This is a genomic window from Nocardiopsis salina YIM 90010 (genome assembly GCF_000341025.1).
Classification (GTDB): domain Bacteria; phylum Actinomycetota; class Actinomycetes; order Streptosporangiales; family Streptosporangiaceae; genus Nocardiopsis; species Nocardiopsis salina.
In genome coordinates, this window is record NZ_ANBF01000266.1 from 1 (window position 1) to 1,022 (window position 1,022).

General features: G+C 57.6%; 2 rRNA genes. Both read right to left on the bottom strand.

From position 1 onward, the window contains the following. Window positions 1–43 precede the first annotated feature (43 nt). Window positions 44–159 (bottom strand): 5S ribosomal RNA (gene rrf / locus D474_RS0127090). Between the two features lie 92 nt (window positions 160–251). After that, window positions 252–1,022 (bottom strand): 23S ribosomal RNA (locus D474_RS0127095); the annotation flags it as partial.

Consider the following 1,022-nt stretch of genomic DNA (forward strand, 5'->3'; position numbering starts at 1 on the left):
AAAAAAGAGGGGCCCCGCAAAACAGGACCCCTCCCAAGAAAAACCGTGGCAGCAACCTACTCTCCCACCCCACCACAGGGCAGTACCATCAGCGCAAGGAGACTTAACGACCGGGTTCGAAATGAGACCGGGTGTGACCCTCCCACCATAACCACCACGGAAACCAAACACCCACACCCGAACAGGAAAACCCCACCCGAGCACAGGAAAACCGTGTGAACAGAATATGCGCGAACACCCAATTATCTGCAGCGGACAAGCCCTCGACCTATTAGTACCGGTCAGCTCCACCCCTCACAGGGCTTCCACATCCAGCCTATCAACCCCGTCATCTACAGGGAGTCTTACCCTCTCACGGAGGCAGGAGACCTCATCTCGAAGCAAGCTTCCCGCTTAGATGCTTTCAGCGGTTATCTCTCCCGAACGTAGCCAACCAGCCATGCCCTTGGCAGGACAACTGGCACACCAGAGGTTCGTCCGTCCCGGTCCTCTCGTACTAGGGACAGCCCTTCTCAAGTCTCCAACGCGCACAGCGGATAGGGACCGAACTGTCTCACGACGTTCTAAACCCAGCTCGCGTGCCGCTTTAATGGGCGAACAGCCCAACCCTTGGGACCAACTCCAGCCCCAGGATGCGACGAGCCGACATCGAGGTGCCAAACCATCCCGTCGATACGGACTCTTGGGGAAGATCAGCCTGTTATCCCCGGGGTACCTTTTAGCCGTTGAGCGACACCGCTTCCACACGCCGGTGCCGGATCACTAGTCCCAGCTTTCGCTCCTGCTCGACACGTCCGTCTCACAGTCAAGCTCCCTTGTGCACTTACACTCAACACCTGATTACCAACCAGGCTGAGGGAACCTTTGGGCGCCTCCGTTACTCTTTAGGAGGCAACCGCCCCAGTTAAACTACCCACCAGACACTGTCCCCGAACCGGATCACGGCCCAAGGTTAGATGCCCGAAACAGTCAGAGTGGTATTTCACCAACGCCTCCGTCACCACTGGCGTGGCAACATCCAC